General features: G+C 39.3%; 7 protein-coding genes and 1 pseudogene. 6 read left to right on the top strand and 2 right to left on the bottom strand.

The window, feature by feature from the left end; all coding sequences use genetic code 11:
- Nucleotides 1–188 precede the first annotated feature (188 nt).
- The gene (locus tag ACO1D1_RS06620) at nucleotides 189–857 is read left to right on the top strand and encodes a DUF2642 domain-containing protein (protein WP_149870233.1); all 669 of its coding nucleotides are present in this window, start codon (nucleotides 189–191) and stop codon (nucleotides 855–857) included.
- A 305-nt stretch (nucleotides 858–1,162) separates the two neighbouring features.
- On the opposite strand, the gene ACO1D1_RS06615 is transcribed toward ACO1D1_RS06620, so the two are convergent.
- Entirely contained in the window at nucleotides 1,163–1,810 is a 648-nt protein-coding gene (locus ACO1D1_RS06615) for a phosphatase PAP2 family protein (protein WP_423335326.1), read from the bottom strand.
- A 176-nt stretch (nucleotides 1,811–1,986) separates the two neighbouring features.
- Entirely contained in the window at nucleotides 1,987–3,060 is a 1,074-nt protein-coding gene (locus ACO1D1_RS06610; protein ID WP_423335325.1) for an NAD(P)H-dependent flavin oxidoreductase, read from the bottom strand.
- 132 nt (nucleotides 3,061–3,192) lie between these two features.
- Here ACO1D1_RS06610 and ACO1D1_RS06605 point away from each other — a divergent pair, with 132 nt between their 5' ends.
- The 5 genes and pseudogenes from ACO1D1_RS06605 to treR all read left to right on the top strand — a co-directional run bounded on the left by ACO1D1_RS06605 (nucleotide 3,193) and on the right by treR (nucleotide 9,384).
- On the top strand, nucleotides 3,193–3,585 hold the full coding sequence (locus ACO1D1_RS06605) for a thiol-disulfide oxidoreductase DCC family protein (protein ID WP_149870232.1): 393 nt from the start codon (nucleotides 3,193–3,195) through the stop codon (nucleotides 3,583–3,585).
- Nucleotides 3,586–3,660: 75 nt separating this feature from the next.
- Nucleotides 3,661–4,850, top strand: a pseudogene (locus tag ACO1D1_RS06600) (M14 family metallopeptidase).
- A 633-nt stretch (nucleotides 4,851–5,483) separates the two neighbouring features.
- A complete protein-coding gene (gene treP / locus ACO1D1_RS06595) occupies nucleotides 5,484–6,908 on the top strand; it encodes a PTS system trehalose-specific EIIBC component (RefSeq protein WP_423335324.1) in 1,425 nt (474 codons plus the stop codon).
- An 81-nt stretch (nucleotides 6,909–6,989) separates the two neighbouring features.
- Entirely contained in the window at nucleotides 6,990–8,657 is a 1,668-nt protein-coding gene (gene treC / locus ACO1D1_RS06590; protein ID WP_423335323.1) for an alpha,alpha-phosphotrehalase, read from the top strand.
- A gap of 13 nt (nucleotides 8,658–8,670) precedes the next feature.
- Nucleotides 8,671–9,384: a trehalose operon repressor gene (treR, locus tag ACO1D1_RS06585; protein ID WP_149870228.1), complete on the top strand. Its 714-nt coding sequence runs from the start codon at nucleotides 8,671–8,673 to the stop codon at nucleotides 9,382–9,384.
- Nucleotides 9,385–9,502: the final 118 nt, after the last annotated feature.

Genomic DNA, 9,502 nt, shown 5'->3' with positions numbered 1-9,502 from the left:
CTGTACTCGTTGGGTTGTCAAGCCGATATTAACTTCCAAAAATTGATCCCAACAACCTAGATAGGCGTTTTCGCATTTATCGTGAAACGCTTTCAGCGTTTTTCGTCGCGCTCAAATACTTTAATAGAAATATCTCCTAAGCCCATCTCTATTTGTATAAGGAAAAAACAAGGAAAGGAAGTGAGTAAATGAAGTTAAAAGAAAACATCGGCAAATATATTAAACTGGAGATTTCTGGTAAGAAATTCATCAGTGGTTTGTTAGTGGATATTGGCAGTGATATATGGGTAGTATTCAATGGCAATGATTATCTTTACATTCCAACTATTCATGTCCAAAACTGGCAATTTCTAAAACAGGATGAAATTGCGGAAATTAGTTTTAATGATGAACCAACACCTATTTATAATCACAATGAAGAAACATCGTTAAGAAAAACCCTTACATCTGCAAAGGGAATTTTCACAGAAATCTACGTAACAAGTAAACAAGCACTGCATGGCTATATTATTAGCATCATGAATAATTATTTTGTCTTTTACTCCCCCTTATACAAAACGATGTTTATCTCCCTTAACCATTTAAAGTGGTTAATCCCGTACACGAATAATCAGCGGCCATATGGTCTAAGTAACGCAAATCTTCCAGTGAATCCGAGCAATATCACATTCGCCCGATCATATGAAGTCCAAATTGAAAAGTTAATGGGCGAATTAATCGTTTTTAATATCGGTGAAAACGAGAATGTCATCGGCAAAATTCAAGGAATTAAGAATAATTTTGTCGAATTAATCGGTGCAAAAGAAGAGCCAATCTATATTAATCTACAGCATATTAAAACAGTCCATATGACCTAGGTTGATCTCTATTTATGGCTGTTTATGAAACAAGCTTTTAGAACTATGCAAAAGAGTGCCACGGGTGGCACTCTTTTAATTAATAAGCTCTGTTAAACGTGGCTGTTGATTTCCGCTACAGTCGCTTCGCTTTCCGCGGGGCGTGCGGTGAGCCTCCTCGGTGCTAAAGCGCCTGTGGGGTCTCACCTGTCCCGCTGCTCCCGCAGGAGTCTCGCGCCTTCCGCTACAATCAACAGTGGTAAAAAGTCAACAATGAACTTTAACAGAGCCAATTAATAAAATAGTCATTCTTAAAAAATCAAAGTCTATTTGTTTTTCACATAAACAGTTTCTGATTTTTCCCTCAAACGGAAAGACAGTAATTCAAATGTGATTCCATACAGAAAGGTAATTAAGAACATGGATCCAATCATATCAAAGATAACATGCTGTTTAACAAAAAGAGTTGAAATGATTATAAACGAACCTGAGATATGGATACATAAGGTGTTTAGGATGTGTTTGTTTTTGATGTGGAGCGATGCAAGCATAACGGCAAAAGTTGTCAGCACATGTATACTTGGAAAACAATTAAATGGACGATCATTCATATAAATCCACTGCACTAAATTAGTTAGGAAATCGTCGCCGGTTAGTGCCGGCCTTGGGACTGTCGTCTGGAAAAGGAAGTAAATCACAAAACAAATCAACTCGGCGATGACAATCATTAATAAGGTTTTGAGGTATATCTTTGTATCCTGAAAGCAAAAGTAAACCAAATAACAAAAAATATAAGCATACCAAAGAATATATGGGAGGATAAAGATTGGCAAAAATGGAATGGATTGATCCAACGCCGTTGAAATATCAACCGCTTTATGTGATCGATTATTTAAAAATTGGTAAACCACAGCAAGAAGCGGAATCACCAACAAAAATAGCAAATAGGGAGTTTTTCTAACTATTTTAATCACAACCACCCCTCCCCTTAAAAAGGATAAACTTGAATAATATGAGATAAATAGACAAAATAGACAAACCCATTTAATAATACCATAACTACAATGAAAATACATATTTTGGTGTCAGGCACCGTCCGTGGACAGTGTCCGCTCAAGACGGACAATTATTCGGTTGGAATGGTTTTAGTTTATAGTCTTTGGTGTAGGTTTTCTGCCTCCCCAATAATCTTATTCATTAATTCGCGAACGGTTAATGGTTTTGCTAATCTAGGACTTTGTCCTGACCATAGCGACATATATTCGATGGATCTGGCTGCTGCAGATGCCTTTCTAATTCCCTTCGTTAGTTCATTTTGCAGTGGATATGCCGGGAGAACTTCATCATATGGTTTCATTTCTTCGATAAAGCGATTATGAAGGCCCCTGGCTAATTTACCTGAAAATGCCTTGGTCAATACCATCTGGTCTTCTGATGCCTTCATAATCGCCTCTTTGTGAAGAGTGTTTGCCCCGCTCTCATCACAAACAAGAAAAGCAGTACCCATTTGCACGGCATGAGCTCCGAGGCATCTTGCAGCCATGATTCCCCTGCCATCCATTATGCCGCCTGCTGCAATAAGCGGCAGGCTGATTACATCGGCAGCCTGTGGAATGAGTGACATTAATCCAATGTGGCTTTGATTCTCTTTCCCAATGAATGTTCCGCGATGCCCGCCCGCTTCAGCTCCCTGGACGACTACTGCATCCATTCCTGCCTTTTCAATCATGATTGCTTCCTGAACCGTCGTAGCAGTTCCTATCAAAAAAGACGAATTCTTTTTAAATTTCGTTACCATTTCTTGCGACGGGATTCCAAAGGTAAAGGAACAAATTTGAATGTTTTCTTCCATTATTATATTAATCTGCTGCTCGAAGATATCTAGATCCTGTTCAAAGGTTGGAAGGACCGGTACTTCAATAATCTGAAATTCTTCCCACATTGGTTTTAATAAATCATTAGCTTTTCGGAGTTTGCTAGTATCTGCCGTGTAATTTGCAGGAACAAATACATTAATTCCGAATGGTTTATCCGTTAACTTTCGTACCTGAGAAATTTGGTTACGTAATTGCATGGGACTTAAGTATCCTGCAGCTATCACTCCCAACCCGCCTGCATTTGAAACAGCAGCAACTAATTCAGAGGTTGTCGGTCCACCTGCCATCGGTGCTTGAATGATTGGATAATTTATGTTAAATAATGTGGTTAACTCATTTTTCCACATGCTTTTCACTCCCCATTCGTTGTTATAATTTATAAAATTGAGACTTTCTTCAATCATCATTTATTGTAATTAAGTTTTGACAATGCAATAATTTTAAATAAAGTATAACTTACTGAAAAAGCTGGTGATAGTGTGGAACGGATAATTTTATTTGATGGAATTTGTAATCTTTGCAATAGCAGCGTGCAATTTATTATTAAGAGGGATCCTAAGGCGAAATTTAAATTTGCCTCTCTCCAAGGACAATCCGGTCAAGAGTTATTAGAAAAATATGGTCTAAAGACAAACCTAAACAGTTTTATTTTCATTGAGAATGAAAAAATTCATATGAAATCAAGTGCAGCTTTACGTGTTGGAAAACAATTAAATGGAGCTTGGAAGCTGGTATCGATTTTCTTCATTATCCCTCCAATCATTCGCGACACCCTTTACAATATCATTGCGAAAAACCGCTATAAATGGTTCGGAAAAAAAGAAACCTGCCTCCTCCCATCCCCGGAATGGAAAAACAGATTCTTAGAATAAACCTACCAACTAATAATTTATTCCCTTTTGCATACCTTTTTAGTAATACTATTTTACTCAGCCAGGAGGAAAAAAATGGATATTTTTGTTAGGCGCGGGGATTCTTTATGGCATTACAGTCAATTATTTAAAATCAATTTACAGCTCATCATTGATTCGAATCGAATGATTCAAGTGAACAGCCTCAACATTGGACAGCAGGTACGGATTCCCGGGTTTGTTGCCCAAGATACCAGATTCGCCATGGTGACACATTATGGAAAATCGCCCAAAATCGCCATCTTCCACTTGAAGCGATTCTTTTGGTTAACCCTAACATAAACCCAAATAATTTGAAGACAGGCCAGATCATTAAAGTTCCACTCCGGATTACATGGAGATTAGTGCATGGCGGACAAAACTACGATTACAAATTGTTGCTGAATGATATCAAACGGCTGCAGGCAGTCTATCCGTTTTTGCAAGTCTCTACAATAGGGAATACAGTTTTAGGAAAAACCATTTCAGAAATCCTCATTGGTACCGGTGGTAAAAAGGTTCATTATAACGCTTCATTTCATGCGAATGAATGGATTACCACACCCGTCCTCATGACCTTTATAAATGACTATTTACTTTCTTTAACAAATCAAAATACTATTCGCGGTCTATCCACCTCTCCTATTTATCAGCAAAACACATTATCAATTGTCCCAATGGTAAATCCCGATGGAGTGGATCTAGTCTTACATGGACCTCCTGCCAATGAACCATGGAAACAGCGAGTAGTTGAATACAATAAAGGCAGCATGGACTTTTCAGGATGGAAGGCAAATATAAGAGGTGTCGACCTGAATGACCAATTTCCGGCGAAATGGGAATTAGAGAAAGCGAGAAACCCCGACAAGCCGGGCCCAAGGGATTATGGCGGCGAAAAGCCATTATCCGAGCCCGAAGCAATCGCTATGGCCGAACTGACAAAAAAACGAGATTTTACGAGAGTACTAGCCTTCCATACACAGGGTGAAGTGATTTATTGGGGGTTTGAAAATGCCGAACCACCGGAATCTGAAGTCATCGTGAAAGAATTTAGCAGGGTCAGTGGCTACGGGCCAGTCAAAACAATTGAAAGTTATGCTGGTTTCAAGGACTGGTTTATCCAAGACTGGCGGCGGCCGGGCTTTACCGTTGAGATTGGCAGAGGCGTCAATCCCCTTCCAATCTCACAATTTGATGAAATCTATCAAAAAACACTAGGTATATTCTTAGCAGGACTATATTTGTAGAAAAGAAAAGCGCAAGCGCGCTGGACAATTCTCAAAGCCGAAACTTGAAAATCTTATATCACTAAAAAAGGAGGCCGATATCTGATCTGGCCTCCTTTTTCCTGTCTATTATCATAATAACTTGTACTTTATCGTACATTGTCTTTTTTCAAAAAAAGAACCTTTGAATACGATTCAAAGGTTTAAACGAGAACTTAGCGGTCCAGGCTAGGTTCCCACAATTAGGAGGTCTAAACTCAGAAGAATTTAAACATTCCCATTTTAGCACCTTTTCAAAATTCATTCAATAGTTTAAAGCTGTAAAGGGAAAAAGTGGTTCGAAAGACATAGGAACAAACTTGAATTGAAAAGGTCATAGGAATTCCCCAAAACAAAAGAATAAATATTTCTTGGTTGACATACATGTATATACAAGTTAAAATGAAACCGTAACCAAAACTTGTATATACAAGCACCCGTTTCAAATGAAAACGTGCCCATAGCTGTATATAAAAATTAGATAAAGAAAACTTGCTGATTGGCTAGCCCGTTAGGGTGAAGACAGACGCTTAGTTGCACTTATGCCTAATGGGAAAATTTCACTTTCCTATCGGCTAAAAACCGGGAGTAATCCCATTATAGGGGGAAAGAAACATGTCCAAGTATACAGATCCTTCAAAAGACCTACTGGAACATATTGGTGGTAAGGAAAACATCGCAGCCGTGACCCACTGTGTCACAAGAATGAGATTTGTTTTAAATGATCCAAACAAAGCAAATATAAAAGAAATCGAGTCGATGAAACTCGTAAAGGGTACATTTACCCAAGCAGGTCAATTCCAAGTAATCATTGGGAATGAAGTATCAAGCTTTTATAATGAATTTGTCAAAATTGCCGGTGTAGATGGTACGTCAAAAGAAGAAGCTAAAGTTGCAGCTAAGCAAAATCAGAACTGGCTTCAGCGCATGATGGGTCACCTGGCTGAAATCTTCACTCCATTAATTCCAGCACTTGTTGTCGGTGGTTTAATCCTTGGTTTCCGAAATGTAATCGGTGATATTAAGCTATTGGATGACGGCACAAAGACGATCGTCGAAGTTTCACAATTCTGGGCCGGTGTTCACGCCTTCCTATGGCTGATTGGTGAAGCGATATTCCACTTCCTTCCTGTCGGGATCACCTGGTCTGTTGCGAAAAAAATGGGTGCGTCTCAAATACTAGGTATCGTCCTTGGTATCACCTTAGTTTCACCGCAATTATTAAATGCTTACGGCGTTGCAGGTGCAAAGGAAATTCCAGTGTGGGACTTTGGCTTTGCCCAAATTAAAATGATTGGCTATCAAGCCCAAGTTATCCCTGCCATTTTAGCAGGAATCGTATTAGGCTTCCTAGAAACCAGATTACGTAAAATCGTACCAAATTCCATTTCCATGATTGTTGTACCATTTTTAGCGTTAGTTCCAACCGTATTAATTGCCCACACTATTTTGGGTCCTATTGGCTGGTCTATTGGTTCTGGAATCTCTCATGTGGTATATTCCAGCTTAACTTCTGCATTTGGCTGGTTATTCGCTGCTATCTTCGGATTTGCGTATGCACCACTTGTCATAACTGGTTTACATCATATGACAAACGCAATTGACCTTCAATTGATGAGTGAACTGGGTGGAACAAACCTATGGCCAATGATTGCCCTTTCCAATATTGCGCAAGGTTCAGCCGTTCTAGCAATGATCTTTATCAACCGTAAAAACGAAGAAGAAAAGCAAGTTTCCATTCCTGCGACGATTTCATGTTACCTAGGGGTAACGGAGCCGGCTATGTTTGGGATTAACCTTAAATATGGCTTCCCATTCTTAGCAGCGATGATTGGTTCTATGATTGCAGGCGTTGTATCGGTTGCAAGCGGTGTAATGGCAAACTCGATTGGTGTCGGCGGTCTCCCTGGGATTCTTTCGATTCAGCCAAAACATATGGCTATGTTTGCAATCTGTATGTTGATTTCGATTGTGGTGCCATTCGTCTTAACGACTATTTTTGCAAAAACAGGTGTTAAAAAATTGAAACTTAAAAAGTAAATGTACACTCCATCAAGGAGGGAGACCCACTCCCTCCTTTTCCACATTAGAGTACTTAAAATAAATAGGCAGGTGTTTGAAATGTCAACAGCATGGTGGAAAAAAGCAGTTGTTTATCAAATCTATCCAAAAAGTTTTCAAGATACAACCGGAAACGGGACCGGCGACCTACAAGGGATTATTGAAAAACTAGACTATATAAAAGAACTTGGAGTAGATGTCATTTGGCTTACTCCTATTTACAAATCTCCACAGCGTGATAACGGTTATGATATTAGCGATTACTATTCGATTCATGAGGATTATGGCACAATGGATGACTTCGACCTGCTTTTAGATGAAGCCCATAAACGCGGTCTAAAAATCATCATGGATATCGTCATCAATCATACATCAACTGAACATGAATGGTTCCAACAGGCAAAGTCCTCTAAGGACAATCCTTTTCGCGACTTCTATATTTGGAAGGACGGCCAAAACGGCGAGCCGCCGACAAACTGGGAATCTAAATTTGGCGGATCTGCTTGGGCGTTCGATGAAAAAACTGAACAATACTATCTGCATTTGTTCGATGTAACACAGGCTGATTTAAACTGGGAAAATGAAAAAGTCCGTGCGGCATTATACGAAATGATGCATTTTTGGCTGAAAAAAGGTGTCGATGGCTTCCGTTTGGACGTCATTAATTTAATTTCAAAAGACCGGCAATTCCCGCAAGATGACAGTGATGGACGGAAATTTTATACAGACGGACCGAGAATTCATGAGTTTTTACATGAAATGAACGAGAAAGTTTTCTCGCGCTATGACATTATGACCGTTGGTGAAATGTCCTCTACTTCGATTGATAATTGCATCCGTTATACCAATCCGGAGCAAGAGGAATTGAATATGACCTTCAATTTCCATCACTTGAAGGTGGATTATCCAAACGGAGATAAATGGACAAAAGCTGATTTTGATTTTCAGGCTTTAAAAGATATTTTGTCCAGGTGGCAGGTTGAAATGAATCAAGGCGGCGGCTGGAATGCCCTCTTCTGGTGTAATCATGATCAGCCGCGGGTGGTCTCCCGTTTTGGTGATGACCAAGAGTATCACAAAGAATCTGCCAAAATGCTGGCCACAGCCCTCCATATGATGCAGGGAACGCCTTATATTTATCAGGGAGAGGAATTCGGGATGACGAACCCGAACTTTAACTCTATTGAGGAATACCGTGACGTTGAGTCGTTAAATATGTTTACCATCAAAAAGCAAGAAGGAATGCAGGAACATGAGATTCTTGACATACTTAAACAAAAATCCCGTGACAATTCAAGAACTCCGATTCAATGGAATGCAAGCAGGAATGCCGGCTTTACGACCGGAACCCCTTGGATTCAAACGGCGGCAAACTATAAAAAAATTAATGCCGAAGCGGCTGTACAGGATCAAGACTCCATTTTCTATCACTATCAAAAGTTAATTCAATTAAGAAAAAGCTATGATATCATTACTAATGGGGATTATGAGCTTATTCTAGATCAAGATGAACAGATTTTTGCTTTTATCAGAAACGCCGATTCAGAAAAATTACTGATCATTAACAATTTTTATGGTAAGGAGAATACAGTTATCCTCCTTCCACATTTAAACCTTGATGATTTTACGAGCGAGATGTTACTCTCTAACTATGAGGATTCTGCCCAGTTAGGAAGAGAAATTCTTCTCCGGCCCTATGAATCCATCGTGTACCACTTGAAAAAATGAACGGAGAATCTCTATGACAAACAAATACCTTACCATTTATAACTGCATAGTCGAGCAAATTAAAAGCGGCGAAATTACGCCGCAGACGCTTCTCCCCTCTGAGAACGAATTAAAAGATCAGTTCGATACCTCGAGGGAAACGATTCGCAAAGCATTAAATCTGCTCTCACAAAATGGCTATATTCAAAAAGTTAGAGGGAAAGGTTCGATTGTCATCGACATCAGCAAATTTGATTTTCCTGTTTCTGGCTTAGTCAGCTTCAAAGAATTGGCAAGTAAAATGGGCAAAAAACCAAAAACAATTGTAAATGAACTCTCGTTAATTAAACCTGATGGATTTATACGGCAGCAGCTTCAGCTAGGCGGGAAAGATCAAGTATGGAAGGTCGTTCGTACAAGAGAAATGGGCGGCGAAAAAATTATTTTAGATAAGGATTTTCTTGCGAACAAGTACGTCCCTTCTTTAACAGAAGAGATTTGTGCCGACTCAATTTACCAATACCTGGAAAATGAATTGAACTTGACCATCAGTTTTGCTAAAAAAGAAATTACCGTGGCTGAGCCAACCGATGAAGACCGTATGCTTTTGGATTTAGAAGGTTTTCATAATGTCGTTGTCATCAAAAACCAAGTGTACTTAGACGATGCCACCCTCTTTCAGTACACAGAATCACGGCACAGACCCGATAAATTCCGTTTTGTCGACTTCGCCCGAAGAGCACGTTAAAACAAACTTCCAAAGAGGAGCCCCTGCTGGGCCTCCTCTTTTCACACTCTTATGGAAATAGATAAATGTGTTTTGGAGAAAATTTTGTTAAAATAATTGTAACAAATGGATGAGGTGA

It is taken from the genome of Neobacillus sp. 19 (assembly GCF_049463095.1).
Taxonomy (GTDB): domain Bacteria; phylum Bacillota; class Bacilli; order Bacillales; family Cytobacillaceae; genus Neobacillus.
Note: the sequence above shows the minus strand (reverse complement) of the source record. Positions and strands in the feature narration are given on the sequence as shown.